General features: G+C 37.5%; 20 protein-coding genes and 1 pseudogene. 9 read left to right on the top strand and 12 right to left on the bottom strand.

Features of this window, described 5'->3' with window-relative positions:
• Nucleotides 1-4: 4 nt before the first annotated feature.
• The 5 genes and pseudogenes from MKX14_RS05290 (at nucleotide 5) to cyaA (ending at nucleotide 7,113) form a co-directional block, all read left to right on the top strand.
• Nucleotides 5-937, top strand: a complete 933-nt coding sequence (locus tag MKX14_RS05290; protein ID WP_086264705.1) for a Dyp-type peroxidase — start codon at nucleotides 5-7, stop codon at nucleotides 935-937.
• 81 nt (nucleotides 938-1,018) lie between these two features.
• Nucleotides 1,019-1,375 (top strand): hypothetical protein, encoded by a 357-nt coding sequence (locus MKX14_RS05285; RefSeq protein WP_086264580.1) that lies wholly within the window; start codon nucleotides 1,019-1,021, stop codon nucleotides 1,373-1,375.
• 134 nt (nucleotides 1,376-1,509) lie between these two features.
• Nucleotides 1,510-4,971, top strand: a complete 3,462-nt coding sequence (mfd, locus tag MKX14_RS05280) for a transcription-repair coupling factor (RefSeq protein WP_240281953.1) — start codon at nucleotides 1,510-1,512, stop codon at nucleotides 4,969-4,971.
• 201 nt (nucleotides 4,972-5,172) lie between these two features.
• Nucleotides 5,173-5,607, top strand: a complete 435-nt coding sequence (locus tag MKX14_RS05275) for an HIT domain-containing protein (protein ID WP_002117900.1) — start codon at nucleotides 5,173-5,175, stop codon at nucleotides 5,605-5,607.
• Between the two features lie 56 nt (nucleotides 5,608-5,663).
• Nucleotides 5,664-7,113 (top strand): annotated as a pseudogene (gene cyaA, locus MKX14_RS05270) (adenylate/guanylate cyclase domain-containing protein).
• Nucleotides 7,114-7,167: 54 nt separating this feature from the next.
• Here the strand turns inward: cyaA and fdx are convergent.
• The 8 genes from fdx to MKX14_RS05230 all read right to left on the bottom strand — a co-directional run bounded on the left by fdx (nucleotide 7,168) and on the right by MKX14_RS05230 (nucleotide 13,283).
• A complete protein-coding gene (gene fdx, locus MKX14_RS05265; RefSeq protein WP_075382904.1) occupies nucleotides 7,168-7,506 on the bottom strand; it encodes an ISC system 2Fe-2S type ferredoxin in 339 nt (112 codons plus the stop codon).
• A 17-nt stretch (nucleotides 7,507-7,523) separates the two neighbouring features.
• Nucleotides 7,524-9,383, bottom strand: a complete 1,860-nt coding sequence (hscA, locus tag MKX14_RS05260) for a Fe-S protein assembly chaperone HscA (RefSeq protein WP_240281952.1) — start codon at nucleotides 9,381-9,383, stop codon at nucleotides 7,524-7,526.
• A 37-nt stretch (nucleotides 9,384-9,420) separates the two neighbouring features.
• A complete protein-coding gene (hscB, locus tag MKX14_RS05255; RefSeq protein ID WP_005076214.1) occupies nucleotides 9,421-9,939 on the bottom strand; it encodes a Fe-S protein assembly co-chaperone HscB in 519 nt (172 codons plus the stop codon).
• 90 nt (nucleotides 9,940-10,029) lie between these two features.
• Nucleotides 10,030-10,350 (bottom strand): iron-sulfur cluster assembly protein IscA, encoded by a 321-nt coding sequence (gene iscA / locus MKX14_RS05250; protein WP_002117986.1) that lies wholly within the window; start codon nucleotides 10,348-10,350, stop codon nucleotides 10,030-10,032.
• A 30-nt stretch (nucleotides 10,351-10,380) separates the two neighbouring features.
• On the bottom strand, nucleotides 10,381-10,767 hold the full coding sequence (gene iscU, locus MKX14_RS05245) for a Fe-S cluster assembly scaffold IscU (protein WP_002117907.1): 387 nt from the start codon (nucleotides 10,765-10,767) through the stop codon (nucleotides 10,381-10,383).
• A gap of 66 nt (nucleotides 10,768-10,833) precedes the next feature.
• Nucleotides 10,834-12,051 (bottom strand): IscS subfamily cysteine desulfurase, encoded by a 1,218-nt coding sequence (iscS, locus tag MKX14_RS05240; protein ID WP_002117998.1) that lies wholly within the window; start codon nucleotides 12,049-12,051, stop codon nucleotides 10,834-10,836.
• Between the two features lies 1 nt (nucleotide 12,052).
• The gene (locus MKX14_RS05235; protein WP_002117915.1) at nucleotides 12,053-12,526 is read right to left on the bottom strand and encodes an Rrf2 family transcriptional regulator; all 474 of its coding nucleotides are present in this window, start codon (nucleotides 12,524-12,526) and stop codon (nucleotides 12,053-12,055) included.
• Nucleotides 12,527-12,635: 109 nt separating this feature from the next.
• Nucleotides 12,636-13,283: a hypothetical protein gene (locus MKX14_RS05230; protein ID WP_005076210.1), complete on the bottom strand. Its 648-nt coding sequence runs from the start codon at nucleotides 13,281-13,283 to the stop codon at nucleotides 12,636-12,638.
• Between the two features lie 208 nt (nucleotides 13,284-13,491).
• Here MKX14_RS05230 and MKX14_RS05225 point away from each other — a divergent pair, with 208 nt between their 5' ends.
• The 3 genes from MKX14_RS05225 (at nucleotide 13,492) to ppiD (ending at nucleotide 16,386) form a co-directional block, all read left to right on the top strand.
• Complete coding sequence (locus MKX14_RS05225) at nucleotides 13,492-13,947, top strand: phasin family protein (RefSeq protein WP_046812624.1); 456 nt, start codon at nucleotides 13,492-13,494, stop codon at nucleotides 13,945-13,947.
• A gap of 169 nt (nucleotides 13,948-14,116) precedes the next feature.
• On the top strand, nucleotides 14,117-14,389 hold the full coding sequence (gene hup / locus MKX14_RS05220; RefSeq protein WP_001043034.1) for an HU family DNA-binding protein: 273 nt from the start codon (nucleotides 14,117-14,119) through the stop codon (nucleotides 14,387-14,389).
• 131 nt (nucleotides 14,390-14,520) lie between these two features.
• Nucleotides 14,521-16,386, top strand: a complete 1,866-nt coding sequence (gene ppiD, locus MKX14_RS05215) for a SurA N-terminal domain-containing protein (RefSeq protein ID WP_240281951.1) — start codon at nucleotides 14,521-14,523, stop codon at nucleotides 16,384-16,386.
• A 48-nt stretch (nucleotides 16,387-16,434) separates the two neighbouring features.
• Here ppiD and araC read toward each other — a convergent pair whose 3' ends face one another.
• Nucleotides 16,435-17,379 carry an AraC family transcriptional regulator gene (araC, locus tag MKX14_RS05210; RefSeq protein ID WP_025469672.1) on the bottom strand — a complete coding sequence of 315 codons (945 nt, stop codon included), beginning with the start codon at nucleotides 17,377-17,379 and terminating at the stop codon, nucleotides 16,435-16,437.
• 189 nt (nucleotides 17,380-17,568) lie between these two features.
• Between araC and alkM the strand changes: the two genes are divergently transcribed.
• Nucleotides 17,569-18,780, top strand: a complete 1,212-nt coding sequence (gene alkM / locus MKX14_RS05205) for an alkane 1-monooxygenase (RefSeq protein ID WP_005076204.1) — start codon at nucleotides 17,569-17,571, stop codon at nucleotides 18,778-18,780.
• 125 nt (nucleotides 18,781-18,905) lie between these two features.
• Here the strand turns inward: alkM and acadM are convergent, their stop codons facing one another.
• The 3 genes from acadM to MKX14_RS05190 all read right to left on the bottom strand — a co-directional run bounded on the left by acadM (nucleotide 18,906) and on the right by MKX14_RS05190 (nucleotide 23,020).
• On the bottom strand, nucleotides 18,906-20,111 hold the full coding sequence (gene acadM / locus MKX14_RS05200; RefSeq protein WP_240281950.1) for an acyl-CoA dehydrogenase family protein: 1,206 nt from the start codon (nucleotides 20,109-20,111) through the stop codon (nucleotides 18,906-18,908).
• A gap of 23 nt (nucleotides 20,112-20,134) precedes the next feature.
• Nucleotides 20,135-21,418: an acyl-CoA dehydrogenase family protein gene (locus MKX14_RS05195; protein WP_240282024.1), complete on the bottom strand. Its 1,284-nt coding sequence runs from the start codon at nucleotides 21,416-21,418 to the stop codon at nucleotides 20,135-20,137.
• Nucleotides 21,419-21,646: 228 nt separating this feature from the next.
• Entirely contained in the window at nucleotides 21,647-23,020 is a 1,374-nt protein-coding gene (locus MKX14_RS05190) for an ABC1 kinase family protein (RefSeq protein WP_017386866.1), read from the bottom strand.
• Nucleotides 23,021-23,164 lie beyond the last annotated feature (144 nt).

Here is a 23,164-nt window from a genome sequence, read left to right as displayed (position 1 = left end):
ATGTATGAGAATTCAACCTGTAACGAGTGCTCCTGGTGAAAATGCATTATTTATTGTATTGGGACTAGCTCAAGGTGATTCTGTAATAGAAAAAGTAAAAGATTTTGCTGCTAATTTTTCAGCACTAACCAGAAGTCTAACTAACCGTTATCCAGATAGTAAATTTAATGCTACTTTAGGTTTTAGCTCCAATGCATGGGATATATTGTTTCCAGAGCAATCCAAGCCTCAAGAGTTACAACCATTTCAAGAAATTAGAGGTCCGAAATACACGGCTGTCTCAACTCCAGGTGATTTATTTTTTCATATTCGTGCTGATCGTCAGGCCTTATGTTACGAGTTGGGCAATATAATTAATCAACAGCTTGGTAAGGTAACTTATCCAATTGATGAAGTTCATGGTTTTCGTTATTTTGACGGGCGTGCAATTATTGGCTTTGTGGATGGGACTGAGAACCCTGAACCAGTTATTGCTGCGCAGTGGGCGTTAGTAGGCGATGAAGATCCTGATTTTATCGGGGGAAGTTATGCTTTTATCCAGAAATATACACACGATATGGACAAATGGCGTTCATTAACTGACGAAGAGCAAGAAAAAGTGATTGGCCGTAAAAAGTTCAATGATGTTGAGCTCGGTGATGATGAAAAACCTTTAACTGCTCATAATGTGGTTAGTAAAGCTCATGATGCGGAAGGTAATGAACTTAAAATTATGCGAGCTAATATGCCTTTTTCAAATCCTTCTAGAAATGAATATGGCACATTCTTTATTGGCTACTCGCGTAAATTTAGTACAACCCGACAAATGCTTGAGAACATGTTTTTAGGCAACGAGCATGGTAACCTAGATCGGTTACTTGACTTTAGTACTGCTCAAACAGGTACTTTATTTTTTGTACCGACTGTAGATTTTCTTGATGATTTGGGCGATGAATAGTCATTAATTTAGAAGACTTAAATGATGGAAGTGACTAGGTTACTTCCATCATTTAAATTGAAATAAATATGATGTGATGAAATGTTTAAAAAGATAACGCAGCTTTTTCAAGGCTCGAAAGAGACACCTGAACAAATTTACTTGCAAGAGAACCAATTAAAATTTGATTCTGAACGTGGGCCTATTATTAATGATGTATTGATTAATCAGAAATGGTCAGAGCATCTGGAATATTTCTCAAACCGTAAATTACAGAATTTTGATAATCTTCAAAAGTTATTTCAAATTACGCCACAAATTAATGAAAAGATAGATTTAGAAATCGCAACACAGCGCTATGTTGCAAGATTGGAAAATACTCAAGAAAAGCTACTTCAACTTAAAGCGATTATACAAATTTTAAATCAATATTACGTTTTGTTTTTGCGTGATAAATAATCATAGTTGATTGATTAAAAAATATAAAAAGTAGGGCCAACTAGTAGTTTGATTTTCAAAAAAATAACTCATTTCACTAAAAACATCATGCTACTATTGAGCCCATATCTTATTAGCTGATAAAAGCCATATACATGTTTCAACAAGAAATCTCTCAATTGAATTTACAACAGCTCAAAGCCGGTGAAAAGCGTTGGGTAGGGTCGTTATTAGGTTCATCTGCTGCATTATTATTCAAAGAAATTGCTGTTCAGCATTCATCTTTGCTCGTGGTGGTGGCTCGAAATAACCAACATGTTGCTCAGTTAGAAAGTGAACTTGAATTTTATGGCATAAAACCGACAATTTTCCCTGATTGGGAAATTTTGCCGTATGACCGCTTGTCACCTCATCAAGATATTGTTTCAGAACGACTCGCGATATTATCCAATATGCCGCAAAAAGGTGTATTGCTCATTTCAGCAAGCACTTTAGCTCAAAGAGTTGCACCATATTCTTGGGTTTTAGGTGAGCATTTCGATATACGTGTGGGGCAAAAATTTGATTTAGAACAACAGAAGCTACGTTTAGTACAAGCTGGATATCATTTAGTAGACACAGTTTACGACCATGGTGAGTTTGCTGTACGTGGCAGCATTATGGATATTTTTGCATCTGGTCAGGATGCACCTATCCGTATTGACCTATTTGATGATGAAATTGATACTTTAAAATTCTTTGATCCAGAAACACAAAGAACAACAACTACTTTAAAAAGTTTTACCGTCTTACCAGCAAAAGAGTTCCCATTAAAAGAAGCTCGTTCAATTTTTAGAGACCGTTATTCTGAACTTTTTCCCACCGCAAATCCTAAGAAAAACCCAATTTACCAAGATGTTCTTGATGGGATCGCATCTCCGGGAATTGAGTTTTATTTACCGTTATTTTTTGATAAAACTCACATGCAATCTCAAAGTACACTTACAACGTACTTTCCAAAGAATTGCATTGTAATTACAAATAATGATATAGATATTGATTTAACCAGTTTTTGGAAAGAAGTTTTTCGTCGCTATGAAGATAGACGCCATAACGCAGACCAGCCAATTCTCCCACCTGATGAGTTATTTATTGCACCAAATAACTTACTAAGTGCTTTAAATCAGTTCCCACGTATGCTTGTGAGCGCTGAAGCAGTTGAAGAAAAAGCTGGGGCTCTAAATCTTAAGGTTGAGCAACCACCTAAGTTGCCAGTTGATCCGAAAAAAGACAAACCATTTGCCGTAGTTAAAAAATATATTGATGAAGCAAATCATCCTGTTTTATTGGTTGCAGAAAGTGCTGGTCGACGTGAAAGTTTAAGAGATGGCTTGCGTGCTAGTCTGGGAGATATTCCTAGCGTAGATAGTTTTGAGCAATTCCAGAAAAGTCAGTTTGCGATTGCTATTACGAATGCACCATTAGACCGTGGGTTGCTTTTAACCGATCAATTGTCTGTTATTTCAGAAAATCAGTTGTATGAGCATCGGGTAGTCCAACGTCGTCGTAAACGTCAGCAAGAAGTTTCAGAAGAATTCCTAATTCGTAGTTTGACCGAATTAAGCATAGGTGCTCCTGTTGTTCATATCGATCATGGTGTCGGGCGTTATGCTGGATTAATTACTTTGGCAATTGAAGGGCAAGATTATGAATTCTTGCAACTAGACTATGCTGAAGAGGCAAAAGTTTACGTGCCTGTGACTAACTTGCATCTCATTAGTCGCTATAGTGGCGGAGATCCAGATTTAGCACCATTACATAAAATTGGAACTGACGCGTGGAGTAAGGCTAAACGTAAAGCTTTAGAACAAATTCATGATGTTGCAGCAGAGTTGCTACATATACAAGCACGTCGTCAGTCAAAACCTGGCTTTGGTTTTGAAGTCGATCAGTCACTTTATATGCAATTTGCGAGTGGATTTGCGTATGAAGAAACACTTGATCAAGCCAATGCTATTGAAGCGACACTTTATGATATGCAACAAGCTAAACCGATGGATCGACTTGTTTGTGGGGACGTTGGTTTTGGTAAAACAGAAGTTGCAATGCGAGCAGCATTTGTTGCGGTGCAAAATGGCAAACAGGTCGCTGTTTTAGTACCGACGACATTGCTTGCTCAACAGCATTATGAGTCTTTTAAAGACCGCTTTGCTGACTGGCCTGTTCGTATTGAAGTATTATCACGCTTTGGTTCAAATAAAACCCATACGAAAAATATTGAAGATCTTGCTGAAGGTAAAGTCGATATTGTGGTGGGCACCCATAAACTTTTACAAGAAAATGTGCAGTTTAAAGATCTAGGCTTAATGGTGGTCGATGAAGAACACCGTTTTGGGGTGCGTGATAAAGAGCGTATTAAAGCATTACGTGCAGATGTAGATATGTTAACGCTTACAGCTACACCAATTCCTCGTACGCTTAATATGGCTTTTTCGGGAATGCGTGATTTATCTATCATTGCTACACCGCCAGCCCGTCGTTTAGCTGTTAAAACCTTTGTACAAGAACATACCGAAGCGTCTATTAAAGAAGCGATCTTGCGTGAGTTACTACGTGGTGGCCAAGTATATTTCTTACACAATGAAGTTGATACGATTGAGAGAGCAGCTGAAAATATTCGCGTGCTTGTTCCTGAAGCTCGTGTAGCAGTCGCACACGGACAAATGAGGGAAAGAGAACTTGAGCAAGTCATGCAACAATTCTATCACAAAGAATACAATGTATTGGTATGTTCAACCATTATTGAAACTGGAATTGATGTTCCAAATGCCAACACTATTTTAATAGAAAGGGCTGACAAACTTGGTTTAGCTCAATTACACCAATTACGTGGCCGTGTAGGGCGCTCACACCACCAAGCTTATGCCTACTTATTGGTTTCTTCGATAAAGCATTTAAAAGGTGATGCTGAAAAACGCCTTGATGCAATCCAACGTGCTTCAACTCTTGGTGCTGGTTTCATGCTGGCTACAGAAGATTTAGAAATTCGAGGTGCCGGTGAGCTTTTAGGTGAGCAGCAAAGTGGTTCAATGCAGGCAATTGGATATAGCCTATATATGGAAATGCTGGAAAAAGCTACTAAAGCGATTCAGCAAGGGAAAACGCCGAATTTTGATGCACCTTTATCATTAACAGCAGAAATTAATTTACACATACCTGCTCTTATTCCAGATGAGTACCTAGGTGACGTGCATCAGCGTTTATTATTCTATAAGCGTATTAGTAATACAGATACCCAAGAAAAGCTCGACAACATCCGTATGGAGCTTATTGACCGTTTTGGGGTTCCACCGCAATCAGTTAAACACTTATTTAGTGTTCACCAAATTCGACTGAAAGCTGAACAGTTAGGGATTACTAAAATCGATATTAATACTCAAGGCGGCAATATTGAATTCTCGCCTGATACACCTGTTCAGGCCATCAGTATTATTCAACTCATGCAAAAGCATCCAACCTATTATCGTATGGAAGGTGGTCAACGTTTAAAGGTTATGGTTCAGCTTGAAGAGCAGGAAAAACGAATCCAATTTATTAATGATTTATTAGCGAAATTATTGAATGAATTACATGCTTAAATAGTGTTTTAAAGTGATTTTTATTCTATACAAATCCTTTGTATGTTGATAACAGAATTTTATGCACGATTTCTCGGTCTATTGGGGGAATAAGTGCATAAAATCATTGTTATTTGTAATCAAACCAGACACTAGCAATACTCACATCAAAACTGATGTGATAGTATTAGCCATTATTGTTTATTGTCATTTATAAAAGATATGTTTAGTTTGCATCCACAACTTGCTCAAGATACTTTTTTTGTAGGCGATTTTCCGCTTTCAACATGTCGTTTAATGAATGATATGCAATTCCCTTGGCTGATTTTAATCCCTCGTGTGCCGGGAATCACAGAATTATATGAGTTGAGCCAAGCTGACCAAGAACAGTTTTTACGTGAATCAAGTTGGTTATCTAGCCAGTTATCTCGCGTATTCCGTGCTGATAAAATGAATGTTGCCGCTTTGGGGAATATGGTCCCTCAATTGCATTTCCATCATGTTGTACGTTATCAAAATGATGTTGCATGGCCTAAACCAGTATGGGGGACACCTGCGGTTCCTTATACAAATGATGTGCTGGCTCATATGCGTCAAACTCTTATGCTTGCGTTACGTGGTCAAGGTGATATGCCATTTGATTGGCGCATGGACTAAATCAATGCAATGCCACATTTATATGAATGTGGCTACATTGAGGTGTGGAGGATAGGGTGCAATTAGAGAGGTTTATCGATAGAGAGCCTAAGCAGTTTGCATATTTTCATCGTTTGATGGGATATTCAATTCTGTCATTAATTTTAGTGATCTATGCTTTTACCTCACCTAATACAAATTATCAGATCTATGTTCCACCTTTTTTCCTATTTCTGCTTTTTATTAGTTCGAAGTTAGAACACTGGCTTCAGTACCAGTTCGATAAAAAAACTCAAAAAAGTGTTTTCTTTGCAATCGATGCAATTGTTGTAGCAGTTACCTTAGCAGGTCTGCATCTTAATTTGGTGCCTACATTTATTGCACTTTTTGCATTATTTTATTCAGCAATTAATAGTCGTATTTCTTTCGCAGTCATTTGTTTGACTAGCTTGTTAGGCGTGATTATTTTTTATTTAAGTACTTTCTTTTTATTTGGTTTTTATACATATTTTGAGCCTACTAGCCAAGAGTTGACTGTAATTACACTTCTTGGCTTGGTTATGTTTATTACCATTGGAAACTACTACCAGCATCGTTGGGTTAAAAAAATCAGTCAGCAGCGTCAACATTACTATGATCAAATGACCCGCTATATTGCTTTTGCTAATCAATTAAGTCGTTATGCGCCATTACAGTTATGGCAATCTATTATGCGCGGTGAGGCTGAAGCAAAGATTGAATATAAGCGTAAAAAAATGACTGTGTTTTTTTCTGATATTCAGGGTTTTACAGAGTTATCAGAAACTTTAATTCCAGATGATTTAGCATTCTTGCTTAATGATTATTTAAGTCATATGACGGAAATCGCTAAACAGTATGAAGCCACAGTCGATAAATTTATGGGTGATGCCATCCTCATATTTTTTGGTGATCCGAATTGATGCCAAAGCCTGTGTAGAAATGGCAATCGCTATGCGTCAGCAAATGAAATTGTTGCGCGAGCGTTGGAAAAAAATGGGTTACTCAGCATTGCATATCCGAATGGGCATTAGTACTGGTTATTGCCACGTAGGAAATTATGGGGCAACACATCGTATGGCTTATACGATTGTAGGTCGTGATGTGAATTTAGCGGCTCGTCTGCAATATGCTGCTGAAATAGATGAAATCTTAATTTCAGATGATACTTATCAATTAATCAAAAGTGATTTCCTGTGCGCACCTAAAACACCGATTTATCTAAAAGGTATTCAAGGTGCCGTAAAGACATGGCAAGTGATGGAGAAATATACAGGCAATAAATCGGATCATCAGCAATGGTTTGATTATGAGTATAAAGGCTTTCACTTGGTACTTAACCTAGAAGAAGTACAAAACTATGAATATCCTGAATTAGTAGAAGTGCTTGAGAAAATGATTCAACGAATTAAAGTTCAACAAACTTTAGTGAATACTCAAGGTATAGCGCAGTTAAGACTTGAAGATGAAGTTAAGCCTTTAGAAATAGACCAGCAAGATCAAGTTTAGAGTTTATAAAATATAAAAAAAGCTGCTTTAAAAGCAGCTTTTTTATTAACACGATTAATGATTTTCTGAAGCATGGTTAATTGTATATTTAGGAATCTCGATTTCTAAATCTTCATTCACAACTTTTACTTGGCATGAAAGGCGAGAATCTGGTTCAAGACCCCAAGCGCGATCTAAAAGATCTGCTTCAACATCATCCATTTCTTCTAAGCTATCAAAACCTTTACGAACTACTACGTGACAGGTAGTGCAAGCACATGACATATCACATGCGTGTTCGATTTTAATTCCTCGATCAAGCAAACTTTGGCAAAGATTTGCATTTTGTTCAACTTCAAATTCTGCACCTTCAGGACAAAATTGAGCGTGAGGAAGTACTTTAATGCGGGGCATATTGATCACCTATACCTTTAGTTTGAATTTGACCAATCTTCAAGTTTTGTACCTTTTAAGGCGTGGTCAATATGTCGATTCATACGTAGTGCAGCAAAAGCATCACTATGTACTTTAAGTTGTTCTACAGCTTTTTCAATTGCTTGAATATCATTGTCTTCAAGTTGTACTTTAAGCGAGTTTTCAGCGGCTTTAAGTGCTTCGAGCTGTTCATTATTGAGTAAATCAGCATCCACTTTCAAAGCTTGTTCTAATGCTTCAAGCTCGCGTTGTGCCTCAACTTTGGTTTCTTTTAAATGACGCAGATTTTTGTCTTCTTCTGCATGTTGGAAACCTTCAATTAGCAAGCGTTCAGTGTCAGACTCTGATAAACCATAAGATGGTTTAATATCAATTTGAGCTTGTACGCCTGAAGTTGTTTCACGAGCTGAAACAGTAAGCAAGCCGTCTGCATCTACCTGAAAGGTAACTTCAATACGTGCTTGACCAGCAGTCATTGGAGGAATGCCATGAAGAACGAATCTTCCTAATGATCGACAGTGTTCGACTAAATCTCTTTCACCTTGAACTACATGAATCAGCATGGCAGTTTGGCCATCTTGATAAGTAGTAAACTCTTGGCGGCGAGCAACTGGAATAGCAGTATTACGTGAAATAAGACGCTCTACTAATCCACCCATGGTTTCTAAGCCAAGAGAAAGAGGAGTAACATCTAAAAGTAGTGAGCCGTCTTGGCTGTTTCCAATTAATTGATTGGCTGTAATAGAAGCACCAACCGCTACTACTTCATCAGGATTAATTGTGCAAAGTGGTTCTTGGTTAAATACATTGCGAACTGCTTGCTGAACAGCATACGAACGGGTAGAACCACCTACTAAAACAACATTTTGAATATCTGATAACTCAAGTTTTGCATCACGTAAAACGCGTTTGCAAACACTGATTGTTTTATCTAAAGCAACTTGAATAATGCTCTCAAAGGTTGAGCGATCAAGTGTTAGTACATTTTCAAGTAGTTTTAACTGAACGGATTCTTGTGTAGAGAGTTGTTCTTTTGCTTGGCGAGCAGCAACAATAAATACTGCATAGTTTTCATCACTTAGCGTATCAATATTTAATTGTTTTTTAGCCCACTTAACAATGAGACGATCTAAATCATCACCGCCTAAAGCAGTATGACCACCTGTAGCTAATACTTCAAAGACACCTTGTGAAAAACGTAGGATTGATACGTCGAAAGTACCACCACCTAGATCATAAATCACATAGTTATGATCTGTAGCTAAATTCGTTTCTTGATCTAAACCATAAGCCACAGCAGCAGCAGTTGGCTCATTTAATAGACGTAATACATTCAAACCAGCCAGTTGTGCAGCATCGCGGGTTGCTTGGCGTTGTGCTTCATCAAAATAAGCTGGAACAGTAATTACGGCTCCATTTACTGGGTTTTGTAAGCTAGATTCAGCACGTTCTTTTAGTTGTTTTAAAATTTCAGCTGAAATTTCAACAGGTGTTTTGCGGCCAGAACGTGTCTCGAAAGCTGGCATCTCATTTTCAGAACCCACTAATTCATACGGGTGTTGAAATTTAATATCTGCTTTTGAACGTCCCATGAAGCGCTTTACAGAAACAATTGTATTTTTTGGATCAGCAATAATGAAAGGTTTTGCTTCTTCACCATAATGAGTGACATCATTTCCATAATGCACAATAGAAGGAAGAAGTCTTCTTTCTTTTTCGTCGTTAAGGACTTTTGGTTTGCCTGATAACACTGTCGCAACTAAAGAATGTGTTGTTCCTAGGTCGATACCAATCGCAATGCGGTGTTCATGTGGGGCACTGGATTGACCCGGTTCAGCAATTTGCAAAAGTGCCATGAGTTAAATCCTTTGAATATAAATTGGAAAAAGCAAATTAAAAATCATCGTCTAAATCAAAGTTGTCTTCATCATCCAACAGTTGATCTTCTGCTTTTTCAATATCGTTAAGAACGCGCTGAAAGAAACGTAATTTACGTACAGTATCTCGAGCTTCACCCCAATCTTCATCTGAGTAGTCAATTTTAAATTCGCGAACTAAGCCCTCAATCCACTGAAAAACTTCTTGTTTAAGAGTGCTTAAATGCTCTTGTGAAGTTGCTTCATCAAGTTGCTCACGAAGCTCTAGAGCTGATTGTAGGAACTCAAAATCGCTAATGGACTGATCAAGGTGGTGATCTTGCTTTTTTAACGCTAATAGATAAGCGGCGCGGCTATCTACTTGCGAAAGTACTTTAAAAGCTTGATTGATTTCACTTGATTTGATCAATGCCTGATCTTTATCTTCTGCTTTATCTGGGTGATATTGCTGTTGCAAACTTAAGAAACTAGATTTTAAGCTCGCCAAATCGATATCGAGTTCTACGGGTAAATTGAACAACTCAAAATGATTCATTAGAAAGGAGGTCCACGTTAATTAAATACATTAAAACAGTGCTATAAAAAGTCACTGTTTTAATGAAAAGGATGGAAGGAGAAGAGGGAGTTATACAGTGAAAGACTCACCGCAACCACATTCACCTTTTTTGTTGGGATTGTTAAATTCGAACCCTTCGTTAAGGCCATTCTTTACGTAGTCCATTTCTAAGCCTTCTAAATAGACAAGACTTTTTGGATCTACAAAAACCTTAACGCCAAATTGTTCGAAAACTTGGTCATGTTCATCGACAGAATCAACAAATTCGAGAACATAAGCCAACCCAGAACAACCAGAAGTTTTCACACCCACGCGAATGCCTTCACCCTTACCTCGATTTTTAAGGTAATTGCTAATATGAGTCGCAGCATTTTCAGTTAAATGAATCATGAAAACTCCAACGTTTACAATGGTAACAAATTAAGCTTTAGATTTTTTACTGCGGTAATCATCAATCGCAGCTTTAATTGCATCTTCAGCTAGTACAGAGCAGTGAACTTTTACTGGAGGAAGAGCAAGCTCAGTTGCGATATCAATATTTTTAATCGCTTGAGCTTCATCAAGAGTCTTACCTTTTAACCATTCAGTTACAAGTGAGCTTGATGCAATTGCAGAACCACAACCATAAGTTTTGAAGCGTGCTTCTTCAATCACACCACTATCATTTACCTGAATTTGCAAACGCATCACGTCGCCACATGCAGGTGCACCCACCATGCCTGTACCAACATTTTCAGAGTTTTTATCTAAAACACCAACATTACGTGGGTTTTCGTAATGATCAATTACCTTTTCGCTATAAGCCATTTCGCTTCTCCAAACCTCGGGGTCAGCCTAATATTAATATGAGGGTTAAAACACTAATTTCAATAATTAGTGTTCTGCCCATTCAACTGTAGAAAGATCGATACCTTCTTTGTACATATCCCAAAGCGGAGAAAGTTCACGTAATTTCTCAACAGCGGCTTTGGTAATTGTAAGCACGTGGTCAATGTCTTCTTCAGTTGTGTATTTACCAAAACTAAAGCGGATTGAACTGTGTGCTAGCTCATCAGATAAACCTAATGCGCGAAGAACATATGAAGGCTCTAAAGTTGCAGAAGTACAAGCAGAACCACTTGATACTGCAGCATCTTTAAGCGACATCATTAAAGATTCACCTTCAACAAAGTTGAAGCTAACATTTAAATAGTTTGCAACGTTTTGAGTTGGGTGACCATTTAAGAACACTTGTTCAAGATCTTGTAAACCGTTCCAAAGTTTGTCACGAAGTTTACGGAGACGCTCTTGTTCTGCATGCATTGTTTTGCCTGCAATTTCAAAAGCTTCACCCATACCAACGATTTGGTGAGTAGCCAAAGTACCAGAACGCATACCACGCTCATGACCACCACCATGAATTTGTGCTTTTAGACGAACACGCGGGCTACGACGTACATATAATGCGCCGATACCTTTTGGACCATAAATTTTATGAGCAGAGAAACTCATAAGGTCAATTTTCATCGTAGATAAGTCGATATCAACTTTACCAGCTGCTTGCGCTGCATCTACGTGGAAAAATGTTTTGTTGGCACGTGTTAATTCACCAATCGCTGCTACATCTGTAACTGTACCAATTTCATTGTTTACCATCATAAGAGAAACAAGAATAGTATCTGGGCGAAGGGCAGCCTTAACCATTTCAGGAGTGATTAAACCTGTTTGTGGTTCTGGCTCTAAATAAGTAATTTCAAAGCCTTGTTCTTCTAATTCACGACAAGGATCTAGAACAGCTTTGTGTTCAATTTTACTTGTAATGATATGTTTGCCTTTAGATGCATAGAATTGAGCTACACCTTTAAGGGCAAGGTTATCTGATTCAGTTGCACCAGAAGTCCAAACGATTTCACGTGGATCAGCTTTAATTAAATTTGCTACTTGCTCACGTGCATATTCAACTTTTTCTTCTGCCTGCCAGCCATAAGCGTGCGAACGAGACGCAGCATTACCAAAGGTACCGTCGAAAGTTAAACACTCCATCATACGTTCTGCAACTTGCGGATCTACTGGAGTGGTTGCTGCGTAATCAAGATAAATTGGACGTTTCATATCAAATACCTGTACCCGATAAAAGAGCTGAATCTGTGCCAGTCACATTTTGGCGTAATGCAACAGTTTGAACGTTGTCTCGGCTAATGAGGTCGGCAAGAGAGATTTTTGCTAAATAGTCGGCAATATGATGAGAGAGTTCTTGCCATAAATCATGAGTGAGACACATTGCACCATTTTGGCAGTTACCTTTATGGTCACAACGTGTTGCATCAACCGTTTCATTTACAGCTTCGATAATTTCTAACACAGTAATTTCATCAGCATTTCGAGCCAAATGATAACCACCATTTGCACCACGAACACTAGAAACTAACCCATGACGCTTAAGTTTTGCGAATAACTGTTCTAAATAAGCAACTGAAATGGATTGGCGTGCGGCAATTTCGGCGAGCGTGATCGTTTGTTCAGTTGGCTGCAAAGCTAAATCAAGTAGAGCAGTCACTGCGTAGCGACCGCGAGTTGTAAGGCGCATGATTCGATACACATGTTAAGACTAGATAATAGGATTTTATGAATCCCGACTAAAATAGTCAAGTTTTTTTATTTTTAATTCAAGTGTAGGAACAAAATAGAAAAATAAATTAGGCAACCCACAAATTATATATGAAATAAACAATAAATATTAGGCTAATTATACCAAAGGAGAAGTTAATATTTCGTTGACGTCGTTGTAAGCGAGTAATTCGATTTTGATACTGTTTAATTTCCACGTGAAGGGAGTTGATCTCTGATCTTTGTTGATCAATTTTCTCAAGTAATGGAGCGATCCGTTTACGTGAAGCAAGGGTTTCAGCTTCATCATCTGAAGTGTTAAACCACTGTTTCCAGTCAACTAGCAATTTTGGAAGAGTTAAATGAGAAATTAAATCTAGAAGTTCCTTTTTCGTTTCCTCATCACCATCAATACGCATATTTTTAAGACTGCGTTGGTTAGAAAAGCCAAAAATTTTAATTAAATCGATAAGCGTACTATTGATCTCAAGATCAATACGTCGGTCAAAAGAATGGATATCGAACAACAAACCCTTTTCTGTAAATTGAACATAAAAGTCAAAGAAAGGTAAATAGCTATTAATACGAATCGTTGTTTTGTTCAAAATAAACTTTTTCGCTTGCAAGCGAAGGGCACCATCGTGGGTGAGAATAAATGAAAAAAAAGTTTCTAAAATAATTAGAACAATATTCAGCAACAGACGCGGATGTTTTTGTCTTTGTTGCGTTTCACTCATAAAAGTTTATCCTTAGAAATAGCAATTAACCGAAGAATGGGACATCCTATCCCAAACTTAACACAATGTCGTGTTAAATATATTTACAAGACTTATTTGCTTTGTAGAACAGTTTTGTAAATGGATCAAGTCTTTACTTTGATATTATAGAAATATTTTGTGGTCAAATCAGTCATCATTTCTCTCATCTGATTAGGAGTTTAGATTAATGGATAATGCAAATATAGATACCCAGATAGAAGAGTCGGAAGAAAAAAATAAATTAAAATCAAAAAGTTCAAGAAAATCAGCTTTAGATTTTAGGAAGTATACTAAGCAAATTTGGCTAGCAGGACTTGGTGCTTTTTCACGTGCGGAAGAAGAGGGAAATAAGCTCTTTGATTCTTTGGTTAAAGTGGGTGAGGAGCTAGAATCAAAAACTGGAGACTTGGCAGACAATACTGTTGGCAGGGTCACAGAAAAAGCAAAAGAATCTGTATCTGAAACAAAAGATAGAGTAGAAAAGATTCTTGATACGAGTGTTAATCACTCTTTAAACCGTATTGGATTGGTGACGCCGAAGGATTTGCAGCACATTGAACAGTTGCTCGTGCAACTACATATTAAGGTGGATGCTTTAATAGAAGAAAATCAACAGTTGAAAGCAAAATTGAATAAAAAGTAAAAAAATGTTGGGATTTAGCAAATATATAACAGTTTTTTAGCATTTATTTTTGCTAAAAGCCCTGCTCTAGTATTGCGTTTTCCCCTAAAGCATTGCTATAAAGGCGTCATGGCCTTTTAAACTATAGCCTTGGACCTTAAACAAACGATATTAAGAGGATGTTTTATTCATGAATAAATCAGAATTAATCGATGCAATTGCTGAAAAAGGGGGAGTATCTAAGACTGATGCAGGCAAGGCACTCGATGCGACAATTGCGTCAATTACTGAAGCACTAAAAAAAGGTGACACAGTAACTTTAGTAGGTTTTGGTACTTTCAGTGTTAAAGAGCGTGCTGCACGTACTGGCCGTAATCCAAAAACTGGTGAAGAGCTTCAAATTAAAGCAACTAAAGTACCAAGCTTCAAAGCTGGTAAAGGTCTTAAAGATTCAGTAGCTTAATCTCTTAAGATGAATAAACGCGCCAATATAGGCGCGTTTTTTATTAAAAATCTGAATTGACCAATATTGCTCATTCATTGATTGTGGTTTTTCAGTTAAAATTCTCCTCGAAATAAAATATTGGAATACTTATGGAATCGTTTCGTACAGTCATTAAGGGTTGGCTTGGCAAAGTCCTTCTAATTTTGTTTTTGACCCCTTTAGCACTTGTAGGTATTGAAGGATATTTTAATAGGGGAAACAAGGCTGATGTTGCAAAGACAGTAAACGGCCAAGAAATATCTAAAAAAGACCTTGAAACTTTAACTCAGTCTTACAAAGAACAATATTTAGCTGCTGTTAAAGGGGATGAAAGTTTACTTAACTTGCCTGTCATTCAGGCTAAGGCACTCGATATTTTAGTGTCACGTAATCTATTAATACAGCAAGCAGAAAAATTAGGTATCTCTTTGAGTGATGCTCAAATTGAGCAAATGTTAGCTCAGCAGCCTAGTTTGCAAGAGAATGGTCAATTCTCACAAAAACTTTATGAAAATTACTTACGTTCTATTGGTATGACGAGTCAGGGTTTAATAGCAAGCCTACGTCAAGATCATGCTTTGAAAATGTTAACGTCAACCTTTGCTGATTACTCTTTAGTAAGCAAAGTTGATCTAATGCAAATTGCGAATTTGCAAACTGAACAACGTACGTTACATTTAGCTAGTATTAAATTAGATGCTTACAAAACAGGTTTAACTGCATCTAATCAAGAAGCTACAGATTACTATAACAAGCATCAAAATGAATTTAAGCAACAGGCTTCGGTTGATGTTGATTATGTTGTCTTATCTCCATCAATGATGGCTAAACCAGCTCCTGCAACTGAAGCTGAACTTCAGCAAGCTTATGCAAAGTTTGTTGAAACTCAGAAAAAAGATGCTAAACGAACTGTAAAGCATATTTTAATTACTACTGATGCTCGTGATGATGCAGCCGCTCAAAAACTTGCAAAAGAAGTTTATGCGAAAATTCAGGGTGGTCTTTCGTTTGCACAAGCTGCATCGCAATTCTCTGAAGATCCTAGTTCAAAAGCAAAAGGTGGTTTAGTTGAAGCATATGCACCAGGTGTTTTCTCGGATGCATTTGATAAAACTGTTTTAAGTTTGAAGAATGGACAAGTTTCGCAGCCAGTAAAAACACAATATGGTTATCATATTATTGAAGCAGAAACTCAAGCTAACCAAATCCCTTCATTTGAAGCTGAGAAAGCGCGTTTAACGGCTGAGGTTGAAAAGAATAAAGTTGCTACTGTTTATTCAGATGCCGTAAACAGTTTGAATGAAACTATTGTTGGTAATGATTCTTTAGAAGCTGTGGTACAAGAAGTAAAAGGTGCAAAAGTTGAATCATTGAATGGTGTAACTTTAGCAACTCAAAACCCATATTTAAGTGATCCAAGTGTCAAAATTAAGCTATTTAATGATGATGTGAAAAATGGTGACCGTAATGCATCATCTAATATCCAATTAGCAAATGGTGATACGGTATGGGTTAAAGTGCGTGATTACCACGCAGCTGGTGTAAAACCATTAGCGCAAGCGATGAATGAAGCAAAAGCCAAAGTTATCGATGCAAAAGCGCGTAAAGCAGCTCAAGCAAAAATTGCTACTATGTTGACTGAGTTTAAAACTCAACCAGCAGACCAAGTGGTTGCTAAAAACAAAGTCGCATTTGAGTCAGCTGGTGTGTTTACTCGATCACAAGGTTTAAAACGCGAAATTGAACGTGCTGCATTTAGCTTAGCTACCCCTAAACCGGGTATGTGGTCTGTTACAACAGCAAACTTGCCAAATGAACTGGTAGTCGTTGCAGTTTCAAATGTAAATTCATCAGCCGCTAATGCTATTCCTGCTGATCAATTACAACAGCTAAAACAACTTTATCGTCAATCTCGTGGTCAACAAATATTGGAAGATTACAGCCAATATTTAAAATCACATGCAAAAATTAAATAATAATTTGATCAAATAAAAAAAGCGCTTCGGCGCTTTTTTTATTTTCTATTAATCGAGATGATGTTCGATATATTGCTGTCGATATTGTTTAGGTGATAAATCAAAAATTCTTTTAAAGGCCTGACTAAAAGCAGTCTCGGATGAATAGCCGACTTTGTTTGATATTTGCTGAATTGAAAAATTACTTGTGCGTAAGTACTGACTTGCTAAACGAAAACGGTAATGTTGCAAATAAGTTAGAGGTGGTTCCCCAATAATACTATTAAATAGATTTGCGAATTTGGACCGTGACATACAGCATTGTTCTGCTAAAGACTCAACTGTCCAAGCGACTTCTGGTTGGCTGTGAATAGCAGATAGGGCATTACTTAATTCAGGATGGGTTAACGCACTTAGCCAGTTTTGTTGATCTGTCATTTGTTGAACGTGATCACGGATGCACTCAATGAGAAGAATACTGACTAAATGATCAATAATTTTGTCATGTCCCGGCCTGATTTTTTGAGTTTCAATTGCTAAAAAATAAAGCCCAATTTGTAGCCATTCTGGTGGGTTGGTTTGATTTTCGTGTTGAATATGCATGATCGAAGGCAATGCATTAATCAAAGGGCCTGCCATATGAGTATCAATCTGACAGCGCAAACACAGTAATAAGGTTTTATTAGGAGAGGAGGTACCAAATTCAATTGCGTCTTGTCTATGACCGTTAAAAAGCGAAGTAATATCTAATGAATCTACTAATTTAGTTGCTGTTGATTTTGAGTCGGTGGCATTATGTGCCTTTCCAGAAGGAATTAAAATAATATCACCAGCTGTCGCAATTATTTTTTCTGACGCATTAAGTTGAATATATACTGAACCAGTTAAAACAATATAGGCAAGTAAAGCAGATTGATCTTGTGTTTTAAAAGCCCATTCTCCTTGTGCTTTTAAATAGATGTATTCAGACTTATTAAGGTGAATATCATCAAAAAATTTACTTAGTGCATCCATCTTTAAATGATCAATCATTATTTTAATAAAATTATAGTGAGCTATAAGAATAGATCAACATGTGTTTTTAGGACAAAAAAGTGGAAGAAAATGCCAAAGACTTTGAAATAGGTTTTTTGGACGGTTACTACTGTTAAGTAAGTACTATTTCTTTAACTATATAGATATATAGAAAAAGGAAATATGACTATGAATGCACCAGTAAATGTTCAGCAAGAACTTATGCCAGTGCCAGCGTCTATGCGTGAGATAGATCGTAAGCGCTATTTATGGATGATTAGTCCGGCTCTACCTGTAATTGGTTTAGGTATTTTAGCTGGATACCATTTTGGTCCACGCCCATTAAAGAAAGTATTTGCTTTAGGTGGCCCACTTTTATTACACGTTGTGATTCCTGCAATTGATACGATTATTGGTAAAGATGCACGTAATCCAACCGACGAAGAAATTAAGCTTCTTGAAAAAGATCCGTATTATTCACGGTTAGTGAAGAGCTTTATCCCATTACAATATGCTGCAAATGTTTATGCATGTTATTTAACAAGCCGTAAAACTACGTCATTCATTGATAAAATTTTGCTCGGTGTTTCAATGGGGGCGATTAATGGTATTGCGATTAATACAGCCCATGAATTAAGTCATAAGCATGATCGTATTGATCATATTTTATCTCATCTTGCTTTAGTTCCTACAGGTTATAACCATTTCCGTATCGAACATCCTTATGGACACCATAAACGTGCAGCAACTCCTGAAGATCCAGCTTCTTCACGTATGGGCGAAACATTTTATGAGTTCTGGCCACGTACAGTTGTAGGTTCTTTTAAGTCTGCAATTGAAATCGAGAAAAATCGTTTAAAACGTAAAGGAAAAGAGTTCTGGTCAGCAGATAATGAATTATTACAAGGCTGGGGAATGAGTGCTGCTTTTCATGCTTCTATGGTGGGAATTTTTGGTAAAAGTACAATTCCATATTTAGCGACACAAGCATTTTATGGCATTAGTCTTTTTGAAATTATTAACTATATTGAACATTATGGCTTACTGCGTCAGAAAAAAGAAAATGGTCAATATGAGCGCACAATGCCAGAGCATAGCTGGAACAATAACAACGTAGTAACAAACTTATTTCTGTACCAGTTGCAGCGTCACTCAGATCATCATGCTTATCCGACTCGTCCATTCCAAGCATTACGTCATTTTGATGAGGCGCCAGAATTACCAAGTGGTTATGCAAGTATGTTATTACCTGCGTTAATTCCTTCGTTGTGGTTCAAAATAATGGATAAGCGAGTTTTTGATCACTATAAAGGTGATTTGAACAAAGCGAATATTTCACCAAAACGACGTGCAAAAATCTTCAAAAAATTTGGTGCAGTAGATAAATCATTAGAAGCATAAAAATTGAATAAATAATATATATTCCTGAAATACCAAACCCTCTAATCATGTGATTAGAGGGTTTTATCTTTTAGATAAATCTTAGAGTTATGAAGCAAGAGAGTTTAGATTCTCTTGCGTCTTTTTTATTTTAATTCACTGGAAGATTTACCAAGCTCACGACGCGCAATAATTAATTGTTGAATTTGCTGAGTACCTTCAAAAATATCAAGAATCTTTGAATCACGTGCCCATTTCTCAAGTAGTTCATCTTCGTTATAGCCAACACTTGCTGCTAACTCGACACATTTTAAAGTGATCTCGTTACCAACACGACCTGCTTTTGCTTTTGCAATAGAAGCTTCTTTAGAATTTGGCTTTTTGTTATCAGCCATCCATGTTGCTTTTAACATGAGCAGACGAGCAGCTTCCCATTCAGCCTCCATACGGTAGATTTGTGCTGCAAGGTTAGAAGCATGCAAATAGGGAGTCGAGTAGTCAGGATCAAGCTGATCTTTAAAAATCTCTTTAATACGCTCTAGTGAAGCTTTCGCACAACCGATTGCCATTGCTGCAACTAGAGGGCGTGTATTGTCAAAAGTTTCCATTACTCCAGCGAAACCTTTAGCAACATCCACTTCGGCATTACCCAAAAGGTTCTCTGCTGGTACACGGCAGTCAATAAAACTAATCACGGCTGTATCTGAAGCTTTAATTCCCAATTTATGTTCGAGGCGTTCGACCTTCATGCCAGGCGTACCTTTAGGTACGACAAATGATTTAATTGCTGCACGGCCAAGTTTGCGATCAAGTGTAGCCCAAACCACGACTGAGTCTGCTCGTTCACCTGAGGTCACAAAAATCTTTTCACCATTTAGAATATAGTCATTGCCATCTTTGGTTGCCGTGGTACGGATAGCGGCAGAGTCGGAGCCACAACCCGGTTCGGTGATGGCCATTGCTGCCCATGTTCCTTTGAACCGTTCTAATTGCTCATCATTTGCGACAGCAGCAATTGCCGAGTTTCCAAGACCCTGACGAGGCATACTCAGTAATAAGCCTGTATCGCCATAACACATCTCAATAATTCCAAGAGCGGTCGACATGTTGGTTCCGTTACGAACACCTTCATTGTCTGTATCACCACGTTTTCCAGCACCCGCAGCACCCGCATTAATTCCTTCACCACCTTCATTCATGCCATCAACGAGGGAGGCAAGCATATCAAGTTCTTTTGGATATGCATGTTCAGCTTTATCATATTTGCGAGAAATAGGGCGTAAAACATTGATCGCAACATCATGTGCCTGATCAATCATCATTTTGAATTTTTTAGGATTTTGTAAATTCATTAAAGTATCCTCTGATTGATCTTTTAAGCATGTAAGCCAGATTGTAAAATTGCAGTAGCCCGTAAATCGCGGTACCAACGTTCAACGGGATGTTCTTTTGTGAAACCATGTCCACCAAGAATTTGCACACCGTCTGTACCAATTTTCATGGATTTTTCAGCACAAAGTAGATGAGCTAAGTAAGCTTCGCGGTGAAATGGCTTGCCTGACTCTGCAAGGCTTGCTGCATTTAAAATCAACATACGCATTGCATCAATTTCAATTGCCATATCTGCAATCATGAAAGCGACACTTTGACGATGTGAAATAGGTTCACCGAATGCAGTTCGTTCATTGGCATATTTAATACAGTAAGCTTTTACAGCTTCACATGTACCCACAGCCATTGCACACCACATTAAGTTGCCTAAATCTACAAAGGCTGTGTAATCAAAATCTGTTGCACCTAAACGTAGAGCAGGAGTGTGATTAAAGCGAAGAGTTGCTGTTTCTGTCGCTTTAAGACCCATGGCCGGAGTATTTTTTATTGAAATTGTTTCATTACACTGCACGACGAATACGTCTGGCTTGCCGTTAAAGTCTGCACTTACTAAAAATACATCAGCTAAATCGCCTAAAATCACTAATGTTTTTTCACCATCGATAAAATATTGATCGTTTTCAAGTGATGCTTTTGTTTTTAAAACATAAGGATTAAATGCTGGAGTTGTTTCTTGAACAGCAAAAGTTGCTGTAATGTCTGAGTCTTCTGCAAAACATGGTAGGTACATCGACTGAACTTCAGCAGAACCCCAACGTGTGATTGCATTAATAACGCTAAATGTACTGAGTAATCCTGCTGTAAGACTAAAATCACCTTCAGCTAGTTTTTCAGCAATTAATAAGTTACTAACGATATTTTGTTCGGCTGCTACTCCACCGAGTGCTTCTGGAAGTGCATAATAGTTAAGTCCTAAATCTTCAACATATTGCCAAAGAGTTTCAGGAAACTGAGCTTCCTGATCGGCATCATGAGCTAACCCCAATAAAACCTCTTGAGCAAATTGAGACATTGCTTCAGAAGTCATTTGTTGTTCTTCGGTTAAACTTAAATCAAATAAATTTTTTTGTTGGCGAGGTAAACGTTGTTGAGAGATTTGCTTGGGCTTAAATGCTTTTTGAGTCTGCGTTAATGCTCTAAAGCCAGCTTTTGAACCTTGATAAAGAGATTTTTCAACAAATTTACGCAACTTGAGTTGATCAAGTACATCGCTTCCAGCCAATCTTGTGATCAGCGATAAACCCAAACCCTGAGCTTTATTGATCATACTTGTCATGATTATGGTGTCCTAACACATTGTTATTGTTTTATGCTGACACGCCTTATATTAAAAAACTATGTCGTTACTGACATTCGAAAAATGAGTAGATAAATGGTAAATAGAAAATAAGAAAATTATAAGTTTTTGATTTTATTTATTTAAAATAATTGTAATGTTGGGGAGCCGAGAAGGATTGACTAGAATGACATGGAATCATTCTAGTCTTTCATTAAATCAAGCAAAGTTACGAATCATACGTCGCACATTGGTTTTTGCATCAATAACCGTCATAAATGTGTAGGCTCCAATGAATTTACGGCTAATAAACATAAACTCTTTTGGCGGAACTGAAAAATAACGTGAAGCCATTGATTTACTAGCTTGTTGCATAACACGGCTATGAAGCTGGCTTTTCTTCCAGTCATAACGTTCGTGTTCATCCATAAGACCAGCGGGCATATCTGGGTTATTTGCAGGAGTACTGAATGCTTCTGTTGCAAGTAAAAAGACATCAGCCATACCTGGTTTAATACTTTCAGGCATCGCATCAAAGAACTCGTAACCAGTCATGGCTTTGACCATTGCATCTTTATTATGTTGATAACCTGCCTGAATGAGTTGACGGGCAACTGATAGCAAGTGTTCATCAAACTGGCGAATAGCACCAAAATCTAATAATACAATTTTGTCTTGAATGTCTTGGCCATTACCTAAACGAACAAGGTAATTACCAAAGTTAGGGTCAGTTTGCATTTCACCCCATTCAAAAATTTCACGAACCGCAATCTCTAATGACGCTTCACCGAGTTGATTACGACGTTCTTGAGGTAATGACAACATCACAGGGCTATTAATTGGCACACCACGTTCAAAAGTCATGCAGAGCACTTGATTTGTGCAATATTCATCTACAATTGTAGGAACAATATAGCGCTCATCATCTTTTAAGCGTTCACCAAAGCGACGAGTAGTGGCAGCTTCAACATCATAGTCAACTTCACGATGCATCATTTCACGTACTTCATCAAACCACTGATCAAATTCACGGGTTTGTGGAACCATACGTGTCAGTTTAAGCATGTTTTTAAACAAGCTCATATCGGAGTCAATAGCATTTGCAACGCCCGGATATTGAATTTTTAAAACTAACTCTAAGCCATCTGATTTACGCGTTGCACGGTGTACTTGCGCGAGAGAGGCCGTACCAATTGGCTCATGATCAATTGTTAAATCATTTAATTTAGCGCCCAATTGCTCTTGAAGGTGTGGCTTAATTGCAGGCCAATCTAAAGCAACTGTCTGGTTATTTAAGGTGTTTAATGCTTGTGTAATTTCTTCAGGTAAAAAATGTTCACCATAAAGGGCCATCATTTGGCCAATCTTAACAATAGAACCCTTAAGTTTACCTATTTCAGAAACCAGATAATTAGCTTGCTCGCTCATCGCTTTTTTGCGTTTCTTTTCTTTTTCTTCCTCATTAGAAAATAAAGAAGAGGCACTTGCAGTTGCCCAACGTGTTCCTGCAAGTAAAGAAGCTTTCGCGATTGATAAGCGTCGATCCATGGAAGAAGTTTTTAAACTCTTAAGCTTATCTTTCTGATTTGACATGAAAATAGAATCCTATGCGCATCATGCAGCCAAACGCTGGTGATCTAAAATTGTAACGAATATTACATGTTTTGAGCGTATTAAAATAGTTCTCTCAGACTGAATGATCAGTCGAAATGGCTATCTTTATTTCATTAACTTTAA

Origin of the sequence: Acinetobacter pittii (genome assembly GCF_022449185.1) — a bacterium.
In the GTDB taxonomy this organism is placed as follows: Bacteria; Pseudomonadota; Gammaproteobacteria; order Pseudomonadales; family Moraxellaceae; genus Acinetobacter; species Acinetobacter pittii_I.
The sequence above is the reverse complement of the archived record's forward strand: the minus strand, read 5'-3'. Positions and strand labels throughout refer to the sequence as shown.

What these genes read in the sequence shown, in the direction of transcription:
- MKX14_RS05290 (WP_086264705.1), top strand. Translation starts at nt 5, where the DNA reads ATGAGAATTCAACCTGTAACGAGTGCTCCTGGTGAAAATGCATTATTT.
- MKX14_RS05285 (WP_086264580.1), top strand. Translation starts at nt 1,019, where the DNA reads ATGTTTAAAAAGATAACGCAGCTTTTTCAAGGCTCGAAAGAGACACCT.
- mfd (WP_240281953.1), top strand. Translation starts at nt 1,510, where the DNA reads ATGTTTCAACAAGAAATCTCTCAATTGAATTTACAACAGCTCAAAGCC.
- MKX14_RS05275 (WP_002117900.1), top strand. Translation starts at nt 5,173, where the DNA reads ATGTTTAGTTTGCATCCACAACTTGCTCAAGATACTTTTTTTGTAGGC.
- fdx (WP_075382904.1), bottom strand. Translation starts at nt 7,506, where the DNA reads ATGCCCCGCATTAAAGTACTTCCTCACGCTCAATTTTGTCCTGAAGGT.
- hscA (WP_240281952.1), bottom strand. Translation starts at nt 9,383, where the DNA reads ATGGCACTTTTGCAAATTGCTGAACCGGGTCAATCCAGTGCCCCACAT.
- hscB (WP_005076214.1), bottom strand. Translation starts at nt 9,939, where the DNA reads ATGAATCATTTTGAGTTGTTCAATTTACCCGTAGAACTCGATATCGAT.
- iscA (WP_002117986.1), bottom strand. Translation starts at nt 10,350, where the DNA reads ATGATTCATTTAACTGAAAATGCTGCGACTCATATTAGCAATTACCTT.
- iscU (WP_002117907.1), bottom strand. Translation starts at nt 10,767, where the DNA reads ATGGCTTATAGCGAAAAGGTAATTGATCATTACGAAAACCCACGTAAT.
- iscS (WP_002117998.1), bottom strand. Translation starts at nt 12,051, where the DNA reads ATGAAACGTCCAATTTATCTTGATTACGCAGCAACCACTCCAGTAGAT.
- MKX14_RS05235 (WP_002117915.1), bottom strand. Translation starts at nt 12,526, where the DNA reads ATGCGCCTTACAACTCGCGGTCGCTACGCAGTGACTGCTCTACTTGAT.
- MKX14_RS05230 (WP_005076210.1), bottom strand. Translation starts at nt 13,283, where the DNA reads ATGAGTGAAACGCAACAAAGACAAAAACATCCGCGTCTGTTGCTGAAT.
- MKX14_RS05225 (WP_046812624.1), top strand. Translation starts at nt 13,492, where the DNA reads ATGGATAATGCAAATATAGATACCCAGATAGAAGAGTCGGAAGAAAAA.
- hup (WP_001043034.1), top strand. Translation starts at nt 14,117, where the DNA reads ATGAATAAATCAGAATTAATCGATGCAATTGCTGAAAAAGGGGGAGTA.
- ppiD (WP_240281951.1), top strand. Translation starts at nt 14,521, where the DNA reads ATGGAATCGTTTCGTACAGTCATTAAGGGTTGGCTTGGCAAAGTCCTT.
- araC (WP_025469672.1), bottom strand. Translation starts at nt 17,379, where the DNA reads ATGGATGCACTAAGTAAATTTTTTGATGATATTCACCTTAATAAGTCT.
- alkM (WP_005076204.1), top strand. Translation starts at nt 17,569, where the DNA reads ATGAATGCACCAGTAAATGTTCAGCAAGAACTTATGCCAGTGCCAGCG.
- acadM (WP_240281950.1), bottom strand. Translation starts at nt 20,111, where the DNA reads ATGAATTTACAAAATCCTAAAAAATTCAAAATGATGATTGATCAGGCA.
- MKX14_RS05195 (WP_240282024.1), bottom strand. Translation starts at nt 21,418, where the DNA reads ATGATCAATAAAGCTCAGGGTTTGGGTTTATCGCTGATCACAAGATTG.
- MKX14_RS05190 (WP_017386866.1), bottom strand. Translation starts at nt 23,020, where the DNA reads ATGTCAAATCAGAAAGATAAGCTTAAGAGTTTAAAAACTTCTTCCATG.